Below are 18,680 nucleotides of genomic sequence, written 5' to 3' on the forward strand. Positions count from 1 at the left end.
GAGCACCATGCTTACCGCCGAAGAGACCCAGGACAAGGAACGCCCTCTCCGCGAGACTGTCCGGGACACCCTCCGCACCAGGATCTTTGAAGGGCATTACGCTCCCGGCACACGGCTGGTGGAGCGCGACCTGGCAGCCGAGTTCAATGTCTCCCGGCTGCCGGTCCGCGAGGCGCTCCGGATGCTGCGCCAGGAGGGCCTCCTCAGCGACCGGGGAGCCCGCGGAGCCGAGGTCAGCTCACTCAGCCCCAAGGACGTGGAGGATCTCTTCGACGTCCGGCAGTCACTCGAGGTGCTGGCCTGCCGGCTTGCCGCCGTCCGCGCAACACCGGAGGACCTGGGCTACCTCGACGGCCTGCTGGAGGAGGCCGAACGCTGCCTCGCCAAGGGCGCCGTCATGGAAGCCCACCGGGCCAACAGCGAATTCCACGACGCCATCACCCGGATCGCGGACAACGGCTTCCTCAAATCCGCACTGGAACCACTGCAGGGCCGCATGCACTGGCTGTTCCGGCACGTCAGCGACCTGCCCGAACTGATCCAGGAACACCGGGAATTGTACGGCGCCATCGCCAGCGGCGATCCGGACCGTGCCGCGGCCCAGTCTGCGTCGCACATCGGCAAGTACCGCGAGCAGTTCCCCGACGACTTCCAGAAAACAGAACCCGCTCTTCACCGGAAGAAAAAATGAAACTCCTTGTCATCAACCCCAACATCAGCCACGACGTTACGGCCCTGATTGAATCCGAAGCCCTCCGCTCGGCCGCGCCGGACACCGAACTCGTGGTCCGCACGGCAGGGCACGGCGTCGAATACATCGAAACCCGCTTTGAGTCCCTGATCGCCGCCGGCGCGGTGGCAGAGGTCATTGCCGAATTCACCGCAGAAGCTGCCAGCGGCACCATCTCTGACGGCGCCTCACACGGGGACCGCATCGACGGTGTCGTCGTGGCGGCCTTCGGCGATCCGGGCATGCCTGCCCTGAAGGAACTCACAGACGTGCCCGTCATCGGCATCACGGAAGCCGCCCTGTGCGCCGCCGCCCTGCAGGGCCACCGTTTCTCCATCATCGCCATCTCGGACCGGATCAAACCCTGGTACCTGGACTGCGTGGAACGCTTCGGCCTCGGCGGCCGGCTGGCCTCCATCCGCTCCATCAACGAAAGCCTCAACGGCATCGGTTCCGTGCAGCAGGACTTCAAGGAAACCCTTCTGGCACTTAGCCGGCAGGCCGTCACCGAGGACGGCGCCGACGTCGTGATCCTCGCCGGGGCACCCCTCGCCGGGCTGGCGCGCGAACTCCGGGGCCAGATCCCTGTTCCGGTGGTGGACGGAATCTCAGCCGGCATCCGCATGGCGGAGGCCGTCGTCGGGCTTCAGTCCGGCCCGCACCGGGCCGGCGCCTTCGCGCCGCCGCCGGTCAAGGCCCGCAGCGGCCTCTCCGAAAACCTCGACGCCGCACTGGCCGCCGCCCAGTCCGCACCCGCCGCTTCAAAGAACTAGGAGGACAATGATGTCCCGCCAGCCCGACCTTGTCATCGCCAACGCCACCGTAGTTAACAGCTTTGGCCGCCAGAACGCCCACATCGTGATCCAGGATGGCCTGATCACCCAACTCGTGGAGGCCGCGGAACCTGTACCCGCAGCTGAACGCACCATCGACGCCGCCGGCCTCCTTGCGGTCCCCGGCGGGGTGGACGGACACTGCCACGTGGCCCAGGTGACCGGACGCTTCCGCACCCTCGACGACTACCGCACCACGTCGACCGCGGCGCTGTGGGGCGGCACCACCACGATCATCGACTTTGGCATCCCCCGGGACGCCCAGGAAACCCCGCTGGCCGCCGTCCGGCATAAGAAGGAACTCGCCGTTGAGTCCCGCTGTGACGTTGCCCTGCACGGTGCGGTGGTGAGCTGGGACGAAACAGTGCCGTGGCAGCTGGAGCAGCTCGCCGCCGAAGGTGTGCGCTCCGTGAAGATGTACACCACCAACCGCGGCTCCACCATGGCGGACGGGGACACCATCCTGAAGGTCATGCGCGAGATGGTCCGGCTGGACGGCCTCACCTACATCCACGCCGAACACGACCCCATCATCAGCGACTGCACACAGCAGCACGCCGACGACGGCAGGATCGGCATCGAACACCTGCACCGCACACGCCCGGAGCTCGCCGAGGAAATCTCGGTTAGGGAAACGCTGGCCATGGCCGAGTACACCCGGGCCCCCGTCTACTTCGTGCACCAGTCCACGCCGGGTGCCGTGGATCTGGTCACCGAGGCACGTGCCCGCGGCCAGGAAGCGTATTCCGAGACGTGCCCGCACTACCTCACGCTCGACGACACGGTGTACGGGTCAGCTTTCCCGGAGTGGTACGCCTGCTGCCCGCCCATGCGCAGCCCCGAAACTGTGGCCGCGCTCAAGGAACGGCTGGCTGGCGGCGCCATCCACACCGTCTCCTCGGACCACTCCTGCTACGACCTGTCCCAGAAACGCGAGCGCACGGACGACGTCCGCGCCATGCCGCACGGCCTGCCCGGCGTGGAAACCCGGATGCCCGTCACCTTCACGGCCATGGCTTCCGCCGGCAGCTCGGTGGAAGAATTCGTGGAGGTCTTCGCCGCAGGCCCGGCGCGCATCAACGCGGTGCCCGGCAAAGGCCGAATCGCCGAAGGCTTCGACGCCGACCTGGTGCTCTTTGACCCCGCCGAGGAACGGACGGTCGACGGCAGTGCATTGCACATGGGCACTGATTTCTCGCCGTTCGACGGCCGGACGCTCACGGGGTGGCCTGCCGTCGTTGTGTCCGCCGGACGTGTGGTGCTCGACGGCGGCGGCTTCCACGATCCCGGCGCCGTGGGGCGTTTCGTGGCCCGCAACGGCTTCCGCGAACACCTCTCGTCCGCCGCGGCGCCCGTCACCACCCCCGCAACCCTTTCTGCAGCAAAGTAGGAGCAGCCATGCCATCCGCAGCACGCAAGACCCGCATCGGCATGATCGTGCCGTCCTCGAATACCTGCCTGGAGCCGCAGAGCTACCGCATCCTGGGCGACCGGGACGACGTCACCATCCACTTCACCCGGATACCCGTCACCCGGATCGCCCTGGATGACTCCTCGGACAGGCAGTTTGATCCCGCGGTCATGCGCACCGCCGCCGAGCTGCTGGCAACGGCCGATGTGGATGTCATCGCCTGGAATGGCACGTCGGGCTCGTGGCTCGGCGCGGACCACGACCGGGAGCTGGTCGGCGAGATCACGGACGCGACGGACATCCCGGCCACCACCTCCACGCTGGCCTATCTGGCGGCTTTCGAGTCCTTCGGCACGGAGCGGATAGGGCTTTTCACGCCGTACACGGAAGACGTCAACCGCGCGATCATGGAGTCCTACCAGCGGGACGGCATCAAAACCATCGGCCACCGCGCCCTGGGGCTGAGCGACAACGAGTCGTTCGCCCGGGTCACGGAGGACGAGATGCGGCCGGGGTCGCTGGAGCTGGCGGCAGCCCGTCCGGATGCCCTCGTCTACCTCTGCACCAACCTGTACGGCGCCAACATCGCGGCGGAAGTGGAGGCAGAAACCGGCGTTCCGGTGCTGGACTCCGTGGCCGTGACGCTGTGGCACTGCCTCAAACTTGCCGGGTCCCCCTTGCTCGCACCGAGGTGGGGCAGGCTGCTGGCCGGCTAACGGCCAGGCAGCAGGTCAGTGGCCTGCTGTTCCAGCAGCCCAGGCAAGAAAACGACGGCGGCCCGCCCACTGGGAGCGGGCCGCCGTCGACCCCTAACGTCTGTGCCCGGGCTGCCCGAGTTCCTGCGTCCCGGGCTACATGCGCACGGTCAGCGCGCCGGGTTCAATGGTCATCAGGAACTGCTTGCCGTCGCCTTCGTGATCGCCGTCGAGCTGGTAGTCATCGTCGTGTTCGAGCGTGATCTCCACGGATTTGCCCTGGTAGTACTCCACGGACGTGTCCTTGCCCTTTCCCTTTCCGATCATGCCGGCGATCACGGAGAACCAGCCCAGCTTCCCCCTTGGGGCAAGCACCGCCACGTCCAGCAGGCCGTCGTCCATCTTGGCGTCCGGGAAGATCTCGAGCCCGCCCTGGACCTTGCCGCAGTTGCCCACCATCACGCTGCGGACACCGCGGTGCACCACGTCCTTGCCGTCCACCACAATGGTGGCCTTCACCGGCTTGCCCGGCAGGTTGCGGATGCCGGCGTCCACGTAGGCCAGCCAGCCCACCTTGTCCTTGAGGTCCTCATTGGTGTCGGCCATGATGGTGGCGTCGTAGCCCACGCCCGCCATGACCAGGAAGACCTGCTCCTTGTCCGGGTCATTGCGGACGGCCCGGACCACGTCGATCTTCCGCTCCGTGCCCGCCAGCGCCCCGGCCATGGCGCCGTCAAAGTCGGTGACGTCCATGCCCAGGTTCCGGGCCAGCAGGTTTCCCGTGCCGAACGGAAGCAGCCCCATGGGCACGTCCCCGCCGGCGAGGACCTCGGCCACGCACCGCACGGTACCGTCGCCGCCGGCGGCAATAACGACGTCGGCCCCTTGCTTGAGTGCCTCCTTCGCCTGGCCGACGCCGGGGTCCTCCTTGGTGGTTTCCAGCCAGATTGGCTCGCCCCAGCCATTCTCCGAGCAGTGCTTGGCCGCCAGGGCGCGCACGTCAATCTCCACCGGCTTGGCAGGATTGATGATGATGGCCGGGCGCTTGAGGGAAGTGGGGCTGTTGGCTGTCATGGTGTCCTTTGACGTGACGTGGAATGTGGCTGTTGGAAAGCGTTAGGGGCGGTTCCGGGTTTCCTGGTTCAGGATTTCCTGGGCTCGGGCGTCCTGGTTCAGGGCGTTGTTCCGGGCCGTTCGGATGATGGTGAAGACGCCGAGGGCATCAACCAAGGCAATGACGGCGATCATCCAGTACAGGCCCTGCCCCGCCACCAGGACCATGCCGATCACGCCGGTGGCAATGGTCATGATGACCGGCAGAAGCCAGACCGGACGTGCCGACCGGGGAGCTGCGGATACGTCAGGCGGCGTCTGCGGGTTGCTCAAGGGTCTCCTCGTGAATCTTTTCAGGGCGTGAAGTGTCTGGGTTGATCCTACGGCCCGCACGTTAGAGCGCCTTCACCGCGCCCAGCACCTTGGCCAGGGAATCCTTGGCGTCGCCGAACAGCAGGGAGGTCTGCGGTTCGTATAGGAGCTCGTTCTCGATTCCGGCGAATCCGGGCCGCATGGAGCGTTTCAGGAAGATCACCTGCCGGGCGTCGGCCACTTCCAGGATGGGCATGCCGTAGATCGGCGAGCCGGAGGACGTCTTCGCGGCGGGGTTCACGACGTCGTTGGCGCCCACTACCAAAGCGACGTCGGCCATGCGGAACTCGGAGTTGATCTCGCCCATCTCCTTGAGTGATTCGTACGGCACGTTGGCCTCGGCCAGGAGCACGTTCATGTGCCCCGGCATCCGGCCGGCCACGGGATGGATGGCGAAGTCCACCTCGATCCCGCGGGCTTCGAGGGCCAGGGCCAGCTCTGCGGCTGTGTGCTGGCCCTGCGCCACCGCCAGGCCGTAGCCGGGGACAATGATCACCCGCTGCGCGTAGCCCAGGAGCACAGCGACGTCCTCCGGGCTGGAGGACCTGACGGGACGTTCGCTCACGGCGGTGGATCCCGCCGTCGACCCTCCCTTGAACGCGCCGAACAGGATGCCGGCCACGCTGCGGCCCATCGCGGCCGCCATGGCCCGGGTGAGGATGGTACCGGAGGCGCCCACCAGCGTGCCGGCCACCACCAGCAGCACGTTGCCGAGCACCACGCCCGACGCCGCCACGGCCAGGCCGGTGAACGCGTTCAGGAGCGAGATGACGATGGGCACGTCCGCGCCGCCCACTGGCAGCACCAGCAGCGCGCCGGCCGCCAGGCTCAGCACCATCAGCAGCACCGCGAGCGCCAGGGAACCCGTCAGGACAACGGCGACGGCGGTGCCCACCGCTGCGAGCAGCACCGCGGCCATCACCACGGGGAGGCCCGGAAAAACGACAGGCCGGGTGGTCATAAGTTCCTGCAGTTTGGCGAAGGTGACCCCGGAGCCCGCGAAGGACACGGCCCCCACGAGGAGGGTAAAGACGATGGCCAGCCGGACCCAGGGGTCTGCGGTGTGGCTGAGTTCCAGCAGCGCCACCAGGGCTGCGGCGCCGCCGCCAACCCCGTTGAACAGCGCGACGAGCTGGGGCATCTGGGTCATCTGCACGCGCCGGGCCACCGGCGCCGCCACCGCGGTCCCCACAGCGATGGCACCGATGATCCAGGGGATGTTGTCCAGCCGGGCGGAAAGGAAGACCGTGACCACGGCGAGCAGCGCACCGAAGGCGCCGATCAGGTTGCCGCGGCGGGCAGTCCGGGGCGAGCTGAGGCCGCGTAGCGCCAGGATGAAGAACACCGCGGCGGCGAGGTAGAGGAGCGAGGTCCAGACCGGAGCGAGGAGGCTCATTTTGCGTCCTCCTTGCCGGTGGCGCCTTGGCGGACGGCGTCCTTCCGGGCACGGAACATATGCAGCATCCGGTCCGTCACCACAAAGCCGCCCACCAGGTTGGCGGTGGCCAGCACCACGGCGAGCAGCGCCACGGCCAGGATCCACGGGTCCGCGGCCTGGCCGGCCACGATGATGGCGCCCACCAGGATGATGCCGTGGATGGCGTTGGCGCCGGACATCAGCGGTGTGTGCAGGGTGCTGGAGACCTTGGAAACCACTTCGAAGCCCACAAACACCGCCAGGACGGTGACCGTCAGCAGGCTCATGCCGTCCATCAGATTCCCCCCTCGTTCTGGAACCTATCGCTACGGATCCCCTCGGTCTGGACCCGATCGTTCTGGACCCCTTCGTTCTGGAGCTGGGGCGCATGGTCGGGCAGGGCAGGCACGAGTGCCGCCAGAGCCTCGGCCGTGGGCGGGTGCCGCACCGCGCCGTCGTGCGTGAGGCACGCGCCCGCGATCACCTCGTCGGCGAAATCGGGGGCAACGGCGCCGTCCCGGACCATCAGGGCAAGCAGGTTGGCCACGTTCTTGGCATACAGCCGGGACGCGTCCTGCGCCATCGCGGACGGCGCGTCCTTCAGCCCCACCAGCGTGACGTGGCCTTGGCCGTCGGCGGTGGGCACCAGGATGTCCTCGCCGGGAACGGCGCCCTCCACGTTGCCGCCGGACTCTGCGGCGAGGTCGACGACGACAGAACCGGGGCGCATGCCCTGCACCATCTGGCGGCTGACGAGGAGCGGTGCGCGCCTGCCCGGGACGGCCGCCGTCGTAATCAGGACATCCGCGGCGGCGACGTGCGGGGCGAGGAGTTCACGCTGCAGGGCGCCGCGGTCGGCACTGAGTTCGCGGGCGTAACCGCCGGAAGCCTCGGCCGTTTCCAAATCCAGTTTGATGAAGGTGCCGCCCATCGACGCGACCTCGTCAGCGGAGGCGGGCCGGATGTCGTTGGCAGACACTCGGGCACCGAGCCGTTTCGCGGTGCCGATGGCCTGCAGCCCGGCAACCCCTGCGCCGAGCACCAGCACCCTGGCAGGCGGGACGGTGCCGGCCGCGGTCATGTACAGCGGGAAGAAGCGCGGCAGCCGGATGGCGGCTTCCAGCACGCAGCGGTAGCCGGCCACCAAGGCCTGGGAGCTGAGCGCATCCATGGACTGGGCCCTGGAGATGCGGGGCACCAGTTCCAGGGCGAAGGCGGTCACGCCGGCCTCCACGAGCGCCTGCACGGTGGCGAGTTCGGACGACGGCGACGCCAGGCCAACGGTGACGGCGCCCCTTTTCAGGGCTGCCGCCGTCGGGGGTTCCAGCGGGCGGACGTGGACCAGAACGTCCAGGTCGCCGGGGTCCAGGTCCTGGACAATGCGGGCGCCCGCGTCATCGTAATCGTGGTCAGAATGGCCGGCGGCGGTCCCTGCTCCTGCCTCGATCAGGACGTCCAGGCCCAGCCCGGCCAACTGCTTGACCGTTTCCGGCGTGGCGGCCACACGCTGCTCACCCTCATGACGTTCCCGCGGTATGCCCAGTTTCAAACCGCCAACTCCCTTACGGACGTAGTTGGCTCGAGTCTATGGCGCCTTGCGCGAACTGGCAGCTAATTCCCCCAGATTCGCGTTTTGGGGGCATTTGCTGCGTGATCGTGGCGGTGCTGCCGTGGTCAGCGCCGCGCGGTCAAGTCCGCTGAAATAAGGTTCGCTGTCGCCACGATTTCGCGGGCCACGGCGGCCAGGTACGCTTCCGGGTCCGGCTGGGCCGCCACCGACTGGGCCTGGAGGGACACATTCACCGCGGCCACCACCTTGGTTGGCCCGTCGTACACGGGAGCGGCAACGGACATCAGCCCGAGCTCAAGCTCCTGGTCCAACAGGCACCAGCCCTGGCCGCGGACCGTGTCCAGCTCGGCCAGCAGCTCGGGGACAGTATCCAGCCCGCGCGGCGTCAGCGGTTTGATATCCGCCGCCGCCAGGTAGTCCTTGAGCCCGGCGGGCGGCAGTGCGGCGAGCAGCACCCTGCCCATGGACGTGGCGTAAGCCGGGAAGCGGGTGCCCACCGTGATGCCCACATTCATGATGCGGCGGGTGGTCACCCGGGCGATGTAGGCGATGTCCGTGCCGTCCAGCACCGCCGCGGACGTGGACTCGCCCAGCTTGAGGGACAGTTCCTCCAGGTGCGGCTGGGCAAGCTGCGGCAAAGACAGCCCGCTGAGGTAGGCGTAGCCGAGCTGCAGCACCTTGGCCGTGAGCGCAAACGTCTTGCCGTCGGTCCGGACGTAGTCCAGCTCAACGAGGGTGTGGAGGAAGCGCCGGGCCGTGGCGCGGGTCAGGTCCGTCCGGGCCGCGACCTCGGTGAGGGTCATGACCGGGTGGTCGGTATCAAAGGCGCGGATCACGGCCAGCCCGCGCGCCAGCGACTGCACGTACTGGTCGCTCGCCTGCGGGGCGGCCCGTGAGTCTGCTGCTGCGTTGGTCATGGTTACCAATCCTATTCGGCGCGAACGTACACTTGCGGCCCTGGAAACGCCGGTTTTTGGGGCCCCAAGTGTACGTTCGCGCAGAAGGTGGGTTGAGGGGCGACAGGCTCAACCAACGACGGCGGGGGCTGCCTTGAGCGGGACGGGCACGAGGTCCTGGAGTTCCGCGAGGGTGCAGCCGAACGTTTCGCGGACGGTCACGCCGCCGGGCCCGGTGAGGAAGACGGCTTTGTCGGTGTACACGCGGGTCACGCAGCCGACGCCGGTGAGCGGGTAGGTGCACGCTTCCACGATCTTGGAGGCCCCCTCGCGGGTCAGGAGCGTCATCATCACAAACACGTCCTTGGCGCCGGTGGCCAGGTCCATCGCGCCGCCTACGGCCGGGATGGCGTCAGGGGCACCGGTGTGCCAGTTGGCGAGGTCGCCCGTGGCCGAGACCTGGAACGCGCCGAGCACGCAGATGTCCAGGTGTCCCCCACGCATGATCGCGAAGGAGTCCGCGTGGTGGAAGTAGGACGCCCCGGGCAGCTCCGTGACCGGGATCTTGCCGGCATTGATCAGGTCGCCGTCGATGTCGTCCCCTTCAGCCGCGGGGCCCATGCCCAGCATGCCGTTCTCCGTGTGCAGCGTGATGTTCTGCTCCGGCTTGAGGTAGTTGGAGACCAGTGTGGGCTGGCCGATGCCGAGGTTCACGAACGAGCCCGGCGCGATGTCGCGGGCCACAAGTTCGGCGAGGTCGTCGCGGCCCAGGGGCGTATCGGACGTCTGAATGCTGGCCTGGCTGTTGGTCCGTGCGCTCATTCTCAGGCCACCTTCACGATGCTGTTGACGTAGATTCCAGGGGTGACCACGTTCTCCGGGTCGAGTCCGCCGGTGGGGACGATTTCGGACACCTGGACCACCGTGTGCTTGGCCGCGGCGGCCATGATGGGGCCGAAGTTCCGGGCGGTCTTGCGGTACACAAGGTTACCCACGCCGTCGGCTTTCAGGGCCTTGATCAGCGCCACGTCGGCGTGGATGGGGGTTTCGAACACCTGGCCGCGGCCGTCGATGATGCGGGTTTCCTTGCCCTCGGCCAGCATCGTGCCGTAGCCGGTGGGGGTGAAGAACCCGCCGATGCCGGCTCCGGCCGCGCGGATCCGCTCGGCCAGGTTGCCCTGCGGCACCAGTTCCAGCTCGATCTCGCCCGCGTGGAACTTGGCGTCGAAGTGCCATGAATCGGACTGCCGCGGGAAGGAGCAGATCATCTTCTTCACCCGGCCCTCCTTGATCAGCAGCGCCAGGCCCTGGTCTCCCTGGCCGGCGTTGTTGTTCACCACGGTCAGGTCCTTGGCGCCGCAGTCCATCAGCGCGTCGATCAGTTCGAATGGCTGCCCGGCGTTGCCGAACCCGCCGATCATCACGGTGGAGCCGTCCTTGATGCCGGACACGGCGTCGGCAACGGTATCTACAAAAGTCAGCATCTCTTAGCCCTTCACTGGGTGTGCCGACGGGGCGGCGGTGACGTTTTCGAGCACCACGGCCAGGCCCTGGCCCACGCCGATGCAGATCGCCGCGACACCCCACCGCTGCCCGGAGGCCTGCAGGGACCGGGCGAGGGTGCCCAGGATCCGGGTGCCGGACGCGCCCAACGGGTGGCCCATGGCGAGCGCGCCGCCGTGCCGGTTCACGATGGTTGGGTCGATGCCCCAGGCGTTGATGCACGCCAGGGACTGTGCGGCGAACGCTTCGTTAAGTTCGACGGCGCCCACCTGGTCCCAGCCGATGCCCGCCTTCGCGAGGGCCTTGTTCGCGGCCTCCACCGGGGCGTAGCCGAAGAACTGAGGGTCGTTGCCGTGCGCGCCGCGCCCGGCAATGCGGGCCAGCGGTTCCAGGCCCAGCAGCCCGGCGGCGGCTTCGGATCCGATCCAGGCCGCGGAGGCGCCGTCGGACAGCGGGGACGAGTTCCCGGCGGTGACGGTGCCGCTCTCGGCACGGAATACAGTTTTCAGCCCGGCGAGCTTCTCGGCCGAAGAACCGGCGCGGATCCCCTCGTCACGGACCAGGTCAGTGCCCGGCACCGGGGCCACGAGGTTGTCGTAGAAGCCCTCGTCCCAGGCGGCGGCGGAGAGGTTGTGGGAGTCCGCGGCGAACTCGTCCTGCTGCTCACGGGTCACGCCGTACTTCTCGCGAAGCCGCTCGGTGGCCTCGCCCAGGGAGATGGTCCACTCCTTCGGCATGGCCTTGTTCACCAGGCGCCAGCCCAGCGTGGTGGATGCCAGGGTCATGTCCCCGGCCTGGTACGGCTTCTCCGTCTTGGGCAGCACCCAGGGGGCGCGGGACATCGACTCGGCTCCGCCCACGAGCATCAGCTCGGCGTCGCCGGCGTTGATCTGGCGCGAGGCGATGATCGCCGCGTCCAGCGAGGAGCCACAGAGCCTGTTCACCGTGGTGCCCGGAATCGACACCGGCAGGCCGGCCAGCAGGGTTCCCATCCTGGCGATGTTGCGGTTCTCCTCACCGGCACCGTTGGCGTTCCCGAAGACGACCTCATCAATCCGCTCAGGGTCCAGCCCGGGGGCGCGCTTCACCGCTTCGGTGATCACGTGCGCCGCCAAGTCATCCGGGCGGACTCCCGCGAGGCCGGAGCCGAACTTACCGAACGGGGTGCGCACGGCGTCGTACACAAAAGCCTGATTCATGAATTGCTGTCCATTTCTGCGTTGTCCATGGAATGGAATACCTGCTGTGCTGTCTTGAAAGCTGTATTGGCGGAGGGAACTCCGCAGTAGATCGCGGTCTGGAGCAGGATTTCCTTGATCTCGTCCCGGCTCAGGCCGTTGGTGATGGCCGCACGGATGTGCATGGCCAGCTCCTCCCAGTGCCCGTGCGCCACCATGGCGGTGATGGTCACGGCAGAGCGCATCTGCCGGGTGAGGCCCGGGCGGGTCCAGATGCCACCCCACGCGATCCGCGTGATCATGTCCTGGAAATCCTCGGTGAACCCGTCCTTGTTGGCATTGGCCCGGTCCACATGCGCGGCCCCCAGCACCTCGCGGCGGACCACCATGCCGCCGTCGTAAATCTCCTGGCTGGTGGCGTTCGGCCGGACCACACCGCCCCGGTCTGCGTTTGGAACGTCTGCCCCGCTCATTTGGATGCTCCCTGGGATTCGGCCCACGAGATGAGGTTCCGGAGCAGGTCGGCCACGTGCCCGGGCGCCTCAAACGGGGCCAGATGGGCCACTCCGCCCAGCGTCACGGCGTTGGCGGTGCCCCCGCCGGCGGTGATGCCCGCCGCCACTTCCTCCGCGAACGACGGCGGCGCAACAGTGTCCTCCGCACCGGCCAGCGCCTGCGTGGGGACGCTGATGCTGCCGAGGTCCGCGCGGACGTCAAAGGATGCCAGGGCCTCGCAGCAGAAAGCGTAGCTGAAGCGGTCGGCGTCGCGCAGGGCGTGCAGGAGGCGGCTGCTCCGCGCGGGTTCGCGGTCCATAAAGCCAGGCGCGAACCAGCGCTGTGCGGAGCCCTGGATCATCACTGGGGTGCCCTGGTTGCGGACGGTTTCGGCGCGTTCCAGCCAACCTTCCGGGGTGCCGAGCTTGGCACCGCTGCACTGGACCGAGAGGCTCTTGAGCCGTTCGCCGTGCTTGATCCCCAGCTGCAGGCCGGTGGCGCCGCCAAGGGAAACGCCCGCGTAGTGGAAGCCGGCGCCGGGCGCGATGGTGTCCACGAGGTCCACTACGGCGTCCGCGAGGTCGGCCACGTCAAAGCTTTCGGTGGCTGCCGGTGAGACGCCGTGGCCGGGCAGGTCCCAGGCCACCACGTCGTAATCGGTGCCGAGCAGTGTTGCCGCCTCGGTCCACAGAAGGGTTGACGTGCCGAGGGACGGTCCGGCTACGAGCAGGGGCCGGTCCCCCAGCGGGCGCTGGGGCGACAGCAGCACTGCCTTCAGGGTCGGTTTAGCCACGGTTGGCTCCGTTCGCGTCGTTGGGTGCTGAATTGTTGACTGCCGAAGAATCCGATGCGGCGATCGCAAGGTCCGGAAACGCGGCGAGGATGCGCCGGGAGATCTCGGCGGCCTGACCCAGGTAACTGGCCGGGTCAAGGAGTTCCGCCAGTTGTCCATCGGAAAGCGTCTGCATCGGGACGGCTTGCCGGAGCAGCCGGCGGTAGGTGGCACCCTGCTCGGCGGCGGGCGCCTCGAGGGTCCGGTCCACCACGGACTGGAGCTGCTGCTTGCCCGTGGCACCGTCCTTTTCCTCCAAAAGCGGGGCCACTGCGGCGCCCACCCCCTCGGCCAGGAGCAGCGGTCCGGCAAGGTCCAGGTTGCGGCGCATGGCGTCGGGGAAAACCTGGAGGCCTTCGGCGAGCTCCCGGAGGTGCCCGGCTGCCCCGAGTGCCAGGCGGAGTAGCTGGCGCAGGGCCGGCCATTCCGTGTGCCAGGCGGCGTCGGGGCGTTCGTCGTTGAAGTTGGCTGCGGCCAGGTGCAACTGGGCCACCAATTGCGGCGCCTGGAGCGCGGCGCTGCGGATGAGTACCGACAACACCGGGTTCTGCTTCTGCGGCATGGCGGAGGAGACGCCGCGGCCGGCGGCGCGCGGTTCGGCGAGTTCGGCCACCTCGGGCCGGCTCAGGAACAGGACGTCCGTGGCGATCTTGCCAGCCGCATCAAGCACCGAGGCAAGCGCGCTGCCCACGGCTGTGACGGCCAGCCGGTTCGTGTGCCACGGTGCGGGCGCCGCGGCCAGGCCCAGTTGCCGGGCCAGCGAATCCGCCAGGTCAAAGGGGTTGGTCGCCGAGGTGGCGGTGAGCACGGTCCCGGCGGCCAGCGTTCCGGCCGCCCCGCCGAACTGCACCGGGAACTGCATATTGTCCAGCTGCCGGCCTGCAGCGGCGAGCCCGTGGAACCACTGCGCGGCCCGCAGCCCGAACGTATACGGAAGCGAGTGCTGGGTCAGGCTCCTGCCCACGCCCAGCGTGTCCGCATGCTGCTCCGCCAGCGAGGCGAGCGCCGCCGTCGTGCATTTCAGGTCCGCCAGCAGCGCCTCGACGGTGTTGCGCGCGAGCAGCATCAGGGCCGTGTCCAGCACGTCCTGGCTGGTCAGCGAGGTGTGGACCGCCTGCACGGCGCCGGTGCGGGCGCCATCCAGCGCCGTGACGTGCCTCCGCAGGTCTGCCAGCAGCGGGATGACGGGGTTGCCGCCGCCCTGGGCCCGGAGCGCGATGTCTGCTGCGTCGTAGCGTCCCGCCTCGGCGGCGGAGGCCACGACGGCGGCGGCACCGGCAGGCGCCAGGCCCGCCTTTTCCAGCACCGCGGCCCAACCGGACTCGACGGCGAGGATCGCCGCCAGCACGGCACGGTCACCGGTCAGCGCCGTCACCAGGGGCGACGCCGAGACCGGGCTCAGCAGGCCGACGTCGCCGTCGGCTGCGCTTCCGAAGCGGACGGTACCTCCCGTGCCGGGGGTCTCGTTCACTGGAAATCCAGGAAGACTGTTTCGCCGTCGCCCTGCAGGCGGATGTCCCAGGTGAGTCCGCCGTCGGGATCGCGGCGGGCAATGAGCGTCTTGCGGCGCTCCGGGTCCAGCGAGCTGAGCAGCGGGTCCGTGGCGAGGGCTTCCTCGTTCTCCGGCAGGTACAGGCGGGTGAACAGGCGGTTCATGAGGCCACGGGCAAACACAGCCACGGAGATGAAGGGTGCCGCTCCGGACTCGGTGGGGCCCGGGTTTACGGTGGTGAACGTGTACACGCCGGAGTGGCCCACGGAGGCGCGGCCCCAGCCGGTAAAGGTGTAGCCGTCGCGGACCAGGGAACCGGTCTGCTGCACGATCCTGCCGTCGGCGTCGGGCTGCCAGATCTCCAGGATGGCGTCCGGGATGGTTTCCCCGGCGCCGTCGTACACGGTGCCCTGGAGGCGGATGGAGCCGGGCGAGCCGGGCGCCAGGAGTTCGTTGTCCTTCTCGAACGGCAGCGCGTACCCGTAGAACGGGCCCACGGTCTGCCCGGGGGTGGGAACAAGCTTGGTGGTTGGGCTCACGTTATTCCTCATCTCCTGCTGCGCCGAGCGCTTCGTTTTCGGTCCAGGTCCGCTTGGAGCCGGTGAGGACGATGTCCCAGTTGTAGCCCAGCGCCCACTCGGGTTCGGTCAGGTTGTGGTCATAGCTGGCCACCAGCCGGTCGCGGGCATCCTGGTCCACGATGGACTGGTAGATGGGGTCCAGAGGGAACAGCTGATCTCCGGGGAAGTACATCTGGGTGACGATGCGCTGGGTGAACTCCGTGCCGAACATCGAGAAGTGGATGTGGGCCGGGCGCCAGGCGTTGACATGGTTCTTCCAGGGGTAGGCGCCGGGCTTGATGGTGGTGAACCGGTACGAGCCGTCCGGGCCCGTGATGCAGCGGCCCACACCGGTGAAGTTGGGGTCCAGCGGGGCCGGGTGCTGGTCACGCTTGTGGATGTAGCGGCCGGACGCATTGGCCTGCCAGATCTCCACGAGCTGCCCGGCCACGGGGCGGCCGTCACCGTCCAGGACCTTGCCGGCCACAATGATGCGCTCACCCTGGGGTTCGCCGTTGTGCTGGATGGTCAGGTCCGACTCCAGGGCGTGCACGTCCTGGTGGCCGAACGCCGGCGAGTACAGCTCGATGGTTTCCGGGTCTGCGTGGTGGAGGCTTTTGGTGGGGTGCCGCAGGATGCTGCTGCGGTAGGGCGCATAGTCCAGCCGGGGCTGGGTTTCGGCCGGCGCGCCATCCTTGAGTGCCCGCGCGTAGGCGTCGCCCATGGCGTTGATCTCTGCACTGAGATCCTGCTGTGTCTCCACTGCGGCCTCCTTTTCTCTGGTTGTTGCTGCTGAGTGTTGATGGTTTTTGCGGGTGGGTGGTGCTGTCCTAGCGGTGCTGCAGGTGGTCGTACTGGACTGCGTGGCGCACCGGGGCGTTGGGGGCGCCGTAGCCGTCGTAGGCGCCGCGGCGTTCCACCATTTCGAAGAACACACTGCCCACGGTGGCCGTATAGAAGTGGAGGAACTCGCCGTCGGCGTCCCGGTCATACAGAAGATTCAGGTCCTGCAGCGTGGCCAGAAAGTCCGGTGCCAGGCCGAACCGTGCGTCCAGGTCCTCGTAGTAGTTCGCCGGGATCTGCAGGAACTCCAGGCCGCGGGACCTGCAGTCCCTCGCGGTGGCCACCAGGTCATCCACCGCGAAGGCGATGTGTTCCTGGTAGGTCTTGCGCTGCTGGTTCAGCGGCGCCAGGTTCAGCACCAGCCGCACGGTGCGGTCCCCGGTGGCCATGACCTGCGAGCGGACCAGGCCGGTGGGGCTGGGAACCTCCGCGAACGGCTGGGGCTCCAGGGCGAGGGCGCTGGTGTAGAAGAGGACGGCCTCGTCAAAATGCTGCCACGGCTGTGCCAGGTTGACGTGGTCAATCATGGCGGTGGCTCCGGCGGACGGCTTCTCCAGCCCCTCCCCGAATTCACTGGTCCAGGCCGCGGTGCCGTCCGAGGTGCCCTGGCACAGGAAGATCTCGGTGGAGTCCGGGGCGGCGAAGCCCTGGAACACCTCCTCGTTGGCCTGGCTCTTGCGCGGGACCGCGGGGGCCTTGAGCTGCTGGGCCCGGGCGGAGGCAATGACCGGGGAGGCGACGTCAAACCCCAAAGCGGCGATGGCGGGCGACGCATCCCCCGCTGACGCGTCTCCCTCGACGTGTGCGGCCTCGTTGATGATCACCCGGGCGTGGCCCATGCTCCAGAGCTGCACGTCCTTGGTGCGGTGCCGGCCGTTGAATTCGAAGCCGAGCTGGCCCAGGACCGTTTCCAGCCCCTTGGTGTCCGCGGCCCTGACCTCGGCGAAGTTGTATCCTGCCGGTTCGGCTACCTGCGGGAGCGTGGCCAGTTCCATGGGATAACGACGGCGGCCGTGGGCCGTAGGACCACCAGCAACAGTGCCACCGGCACCGCCACTGTCACCGTCAGAAGCAGCATCCAGCCACTTGGCGCTCTGTTCCTCCAGCCAGATGAGCGAGCGCATGGCGTCGACGGCGGTGCGCTCCACGTCCGACTGGCGGAAGACGTCGTTGAAGATTTCCAGCGACACCGGGCCGCTGTACCCCGCCCGGACCACGTGGCCCATGAACTTGGCGAGCTCGAACTGGCCCTCGCCCGGGAAGACCCGGTAGTGCCGGCTCCAGGAGAGGACGTCCAGGGAGAGCTTGGGGGCGTCGGCCACCTGGACGAAGAAGATCTTTTCCGGGTTGAAGGCCTCGATGGGGGCGGTGTCCCAGTTGCGGGACAGGATGTGGAAGGAGTCCAGGCAGGTGCCCAGGTTGGGGTGGTCCACGGCTTCCACCAGCTTGTGGGCGTGCTCGTAGTCGCTGACGTACTTGCCCCAGGCCAGGGCCTCGTAGGCAACCTTGACGCCGTGGTCCCCCGCCAGCGCAGCCAGTTTGCCGAGCTGTTCCACCCGGAGATCGTCGCTGTCGATGCTGGCGGTGGCAACGTTGGAGCAGACCAGGATGGTGTCCATGCCCAGCCGCGCCATGAGTTTGAATTTTCCGTCGGCGCGCCGGAGGTTGGCGGCCAGGAGGTCTTCGGAGACGCTGTCGAAGTCGCGGAACGGCTGGTAAAGATCCAGCGTGAGGCCAAGGTCGGCCGCCATTTTGCGGACGTCCTCGGGCATGAGAGGCGACGTAACCAGGTCCTGCTCGAAGATTTCGATCCCGTCAAAGCCGGCGATGGCGCAGGCCTGCATCTTTTCCTTCAGGGTGCCGGAGAAGCAGACCGTGGCGATTCCGGTGCGCATCAGGCAGCCACCTCTTCCTTAGCCACAAGTTCCAGGAAATGGCTGCGCATGCGTTCCGCATCGGCTTCCAGCCCGGTAAAGATCCGGAAGGAATCCGCCGCCTGCCCTACGGCCATGCGGCCACCGTCCAGGACCTCGCAGCCTTTGGCACGGGCGCCGCGGACCAGTTCGGTATCGATCGGGCGGTAGACGATGTCCGCCACCCAGTGCCGCGTTTCCAGCAGGTCCAGGTCCAGCGGGACTCCCGGGTGGGCGGCCATACCTACGGGCGTGCAGTGCACCAGACCGTCGCCCAGCGGCAGCAGCTGCGGCAGCTCCGCCGTCGTACGCGCCGTGACGGTGCTGTCCGGGAAAAAGCCGGCCAGCTCTGCGGCGCGTGCCGCGCAGCGGACGGGGTCCACGTCCACCAGGTCCAGCGCCTTCACGCCGGCGGTGAGCAGGGCGTAGGCGACGGCGGAACCCGCCCCTCCCGCGCCCAGCTGGACAACGCGGTCCAGCCGCGCGCCCGGAAGGCCGGAGGCGAGCGCGGCGGCGAAGCCGGAGAAGTCGGTGTTGTGGCCGATGAAGCGTCCGTCCTCGATGACCACGGTGTTGACGGCGCCGAGCCTGAGGGCATCCGGTGAGACCTCGTCCAGGTGCGCCAGCACAAGCTGCTTGCACGGATGGGTGATGTTCAGGCCGTTGAAGCCCAGGCTGCGGGCACTCTTGAGCAGGTCCCCCACGGCATCGCCGGAAAGCCCGAGCTCCAGCAGGTCAATGGGGCGGTAGAGGTAGCGCAGGCCCAGCACATCGCCTTCGCGTTCGTGCATGGGGGGAGTGAGTGACGGCATAACACCGTCGCCGACCAGTCCCACGAGGTAGGACTCAGTTCGATTGCTCATCCGGGCAGCTCCTTTGATACGGCA

Annotated in this window: 20 protein-coding genes; 4 read left to right on the forward strand and 16 right to left on the reverse strand. The window is 68.1% G+C overall.

Going from position 1 to position 18,680, the window contains the following annotated elements:
• Positions 1–7 precede the first annotated feature (7 nt).
• From ACZY0Q_RS18725 to ACZY0Q_RS18740, 4 genes are read left to right on the forward strand one after another with little or no spacing between them, the layout of a single operon-like run.
• Positions 8–691, forward strand: a complete 684-nt coding sequence (locus ACZY0Q_RS18725) for a GntR family transcriptional regulator (protein WP_193341293.1) — start codon at positions 8–10, stop codon at positions 689–691.
• A complete protein-coding gene (locus ACZY0Q_RS18730; RefSeq protein ID WP_463919073.1) occupies positions 688–1,503 on the forward strand; it encodes an aspartate/glutamate racemase family protein in 816 nt (271 codons plus the stop codon). Before ACZY0Q_RS18725 ends, ACZY0Q_RS18730 begins: the two co-directional genes overlap by 4 nt.
• A gap of 7 nt (positions 1,504–1,510) precedes the next feature.
• Complete coding sequence (locus ACZY0Q_RS18735) at positions 1,511–2,953, forward strand: amidohydrolase family protein (RefSeq protein WP_463919075.1); 1,443 nt, start codon at positions 1,511–1,513, stop codon at positions 2,951–2,953.
• 8 nt (positions 2,954–2,961) lie between these two features.
• A complete protein-coding gene (locus ACZY0Q_RS18740) occupies positions 2,962–3,690 on the forward strand; it encodes a maleate cis-trans isomerase family protein (protein ID WP_463919077.1) in 729 nt (242 codons plus the stop codon).
• 135 nt (positions 3,691–3,825) lie between these two features.
• Here the strand turns inward: ACZY0Q_RS18740 and ACZY0Q_RS18745 are convergent, their stop codons facing one another.
• The 16 genes from ACZY0Q_RS18745 to ACZY0Q_RS18820 all read right to left on the reverse strand — a co-directional run bounded on the left by ACZY0Q_RS18745 (position 3,826) and on the right by ACZY0Q_RS18820 (position 18,656).
• Positions 3,826–4,743, reverse strand: a complete 918-nt coding sequence (locus ACZY0Q_RS18745) for a diacylglycerol/lipid kinase family protein (protein ID WP_463919078.1) — start codon at positions 4,741–4,743, stop codon at positions 3,826–3,828.
• A 42-nt stretch (positions 4,744–4,785) separates the two neighbouring features.
• A complete protein-coding gene (locus ACZY0Q_RS18750; protein ID WP_463919080.1) occupies positions 4,786–5,055 on the reverse strand; it encodes a hypothetical protein in 270 nt (89 codons plus the stop codon).
• 61 nt (positions 5,056–5,116) lie between these two features.
• A complete protein-coding gene (locus ACZY0Q_RS18755; protein WP_463919081.1) occupies positions 5,117–6,490 on the reverse strand; it encodes an NAD(P)(+) transhydrogenase (Re/Si-specific) subunit beta in 1,374 nt (457 codons plus the stop codon).
• The gene (locus ACZY0Q_RS18760; protein WP_463919082.1) at positions 6,487–6,807 is read right to left on the reverse strand and encodes an NAD(P) transhydrogenase subunit alpha part 2; all 321 of its coding nucleotides are present in this window, start codon (positions 6,805–6,807) and stop codon (positions 6,487–6,489) included. Before ACZY0Q_RS18760 ends, ACZY0Q_RS18755 begins: the two co-directional genes overlap by 4 nt.
• Positions 6,807–8,060, reverse strand: a complete 1,254-nt coding sequence (locus ACZY0Q_RS18765) for a Re/Si-specific NAD(P)(+) transhydrogenase subunit alpha (protein WP_463919084.1) — start codon at positions 8,058–8,060, stop codon at positions 6,807–6,809. Before ACZY0Q_RS18765 ends, ACZY0Q_RS18760 begins: the two co-directional genes overlap by 1 nt.
• 125 nt (positions 8,061–8,185) lie before the next feature.
• A complete protein-coding gene (locus tag ACZY0Q_RS18770) occupies positions 8,186–8,998 on the reverse strand; it encodes an IclR family transcriptional regulator domain-containing protein (protein ID WP_463919086.1) in 813 nt (270 codons plus the stop codon).
• A gap of 108 nt (positions 8,999–9,106) precedes the next feature.
• On the reverse strand, positions 9,107–9,799 hold the full coding sequence (locus ACZY0Q_RS18775; RefSeq protein WP_463919087.1) for a 3-oxoacid CoA-transferase subunit B: 693 nt from the start codon (positions 9,797–9,799) through the stop codon (positions 9,107–9,109).
• Positions 9,800–9,801: 2 nt separating this feature from the next.
• Entirely contained in the window at positions 9,802–10,461 is a 660-nt protein-coding gene (locus ACZY0Q_RS18780; protein ID WP_463919088.1) for a 3-oxoacid CoA-transferase subunit A, read from the reverse strand.
• A gap of 3 nt (positions 10,462–10,464) precedes the next feature.
• A complete protein-coding gene (locus ACZY0Q_RS18785; RefSeq protein ID WP_463919089.1) occupies positions 10,465–11,679 on the reverse strand; it encodes a thiolase family protein in 1,215 nt (404 codons plus the stop codon).
• A complete protein-coding gene (pcaC, locus tag ACZY0Q_RS18790; RefSeq protein WP_463919090.1) occupies positions 11,676–12,131 on the reverse strand; it encodes a 4-carboxymuconolactone decarboxylase in 456 nt (151 codons plus the stop codon). The genes ACZY0Q_RS18785 and pcaC overlap by 4 nt, the downstream gene beginning before the upstream one ends.
• Complete coding sequence (locus ACZY0Q_RS18795; RefSeq protein ID WP_463919091.1) at positions 12,128–12,946, reverse strand: alpha/beta fold hydrolase; 819 nt, start codon at positions 12,944–12,946, stop codon at positions 12,128–12,130. Before ACZY0Q_RS18795 ends, pcaC begins: the two co-directional genes overlap by 4 nt.
• Positions 12,939–14,456: a lyase family protein gene (locus ACZY0Q_RS18800; protein WP_463919093.1), complete on the reverse strand. Its 1,518-nt coding sequence runs from the start codon at positions 14,454–14,456 to the stop codon at positions 12,939–12,941. Before ACZY0Q_RS18800 ends, ACZY0Q_RS18795 begins: the two co-directional genes overlap by 8 nt.
• The gene (gene pcaG, locus ACZY0Q_RS18805; RefSeq protein WP_463919095.1) at positions 14,453–15,028 is read right to left on the reverse strand and encodes a protocatechuate 3,4-dioxygenase subunit alpha; all 576 of its coding nucleotides are present in this window, start codon (positions 15,026–15,028) and stop codon (positions 14,453–14,455) included. The genes ACZY0Q_RS18800 and pcaG overlap by 4 nt, the downstream gene beginning before the upstream one ends.
• Positions 15,018–15,800: a protocatechuate 3,4-dioxygenase subunit beta gene (gene pcaH / locus ACZY0Q_RS18810; RefSeq protein WP_463919096.1), complete on the reverse strand. Its 783-nt coding sequence runs from the start codon at positions 15,798–15,800 to the stop codon at positions 15,018–15,020. The genes pcaG and pcaH overlap by 11 nt, the downstream gene beginning before the upstream one ends.
• Positions 15,801–15,867: 67 nt before the next feature.
• A complete protein-coding gene (locus ACZY0Q_RS18815) occupies positions 15,868–17,775 on the reverse strand; it encodes a bifunctional sugar phosphate isomerase/epimerase/4-hydroxyphenylpyruvate dioxygenase family protein (RefSeq protein ID WP_463919098.1) in 1,908 nt (635 codons plus the stop codon).
• Entirely contained in the window at positions 17,775–18,656 is an 882-nt protein-coding gene (locus ACZY0Q_RS18820; protein ID WP_463919099.1) for a shikimate dehydrogenase, read from the reverse strand. The genes ACZY0Q_RS18815 and ACZY0Q_RS18820 overlap by 1 nt, the downstream gene beginning before the upstream one ends.
• Between the last annotated feature and the right edge of the window lie 24 nt (positions 18,657–18,680).

Source organism: Pseudarthrobacter lactosi (genome assembly GCF_055412785.1).

Excerpts from the sequence above, each read along its gene's own strand:
- ACZY0Q_RS18725 (WP_193341293.1), top strand. The coding sequence starts at position 8 with ATGCTTACCGCCGAAGAGACCCAGGACAAGGAACGCCCTCTCCGCGAG.
- ACZY0Q_RS18730 (WP_463919073.1), top strand. The coding sequence starts at position 688 with ATGAAACTCCTTGTCATCAACCCCAACATCAGCCACGACGTTACGGCC.
- ACZY0Q_RS18735 (WP_463919075.1), top strand. The coding sequence starts at position 1,511 with ATGATGTCCCGCCAGCCCGACCTTGTCATCGCCAACGCCACCGTAGTT.
- ACZY0Q_RS18740 (WP_463919077.1), top strand. The coding sequence starts at position 2,962 with ATGCCATCCGCAGCACGCAAGACCCGCATCGGCATGATCGTGCCGTCC.
- ACZY0Q_RS18745 (WP_463919078.1), bottom strand. The coding sequence starts at position 4,743 with ATGACAGCCAACAGCCCCACTTCCCTCAAGCGCCCGGCCATCATCATC.
- ACZY0Q_RS18755 (WP_463919081.1), bottom strand. The coding sequence starts at position 6,490 with ATGAGCCTCCTCGCTCCGGTCTGGACCTCGCTCCTCTACCTCGCCGCC.
- ACZY0Q_RS18760 (WP_463919082.1), bottom strand. The coding sequence starts at position 6,807 with ATGGACGGCATGAGCCTGCTGACGGTCACCGTCCTGGCGGTGTTTGTG.
- ACZY0Q_RS18770 (WP_463919086.1), bottom strand. The coding sequence starts at position 8,998 with ATGACCAACGCAGCAGCAGACTCACGGGCCGCCCCGCAGGCGAGCGAC.
- ACZY0Q_RS18775 (WP_463919087.1), bottom strand. The coding sequence starts at position 9,799 with ATGAGCGCACGGACCAACAGCCAGGCCAGCATTCAGACGTCCGATACG.
- ACZY0Q_RS18780 (WP_463919088.1), bottom strand. The coding sequence starts at position 10,461 with ATGCTGACTTTTGTAGATACCGTTGCCGACGCCGTGTCCGGCATCAAG.
- ACZY0Q_RS18785 (WP_463919089.1), bottom strand. The coding sequence starts at position 11,679 with ATGAATCAGGCTTTTGTGTACGACGCCGTGCGCACCCCGTTCGGTAAG.
- pcaC (WP_463919090.1), bottom strand. The coding sequence starts at position 12,131 with ATGAGCGGGGCAGACGTTCCAAACGCAGACCGGGGCGGTGTGGTCCGG.
- pcaG (WP_463919095.1), bottom strand. The coding sequence starts at position 15,028 with ATGAGGAATAACGTGAGCCCAACCACCAAGCTTGTTCCCACCCCCGGG.
- ACZY0Q_RS18815 (WP_463919098.1), bottom strand. The coding sequence starts at position 17,775 with ATGCGCACCGGAATCGCCACGGTCTGCTTCTCCGGCACCCTGAAGGAA.
- ACZY0Q_RS18820 (WP_463919099.1), bottom strand. The coding sequence starts at position 18,656 with ATGAGCAATCGAACTGAGTCCTACCTCGTGGGACTGGTCGGCGACGGT.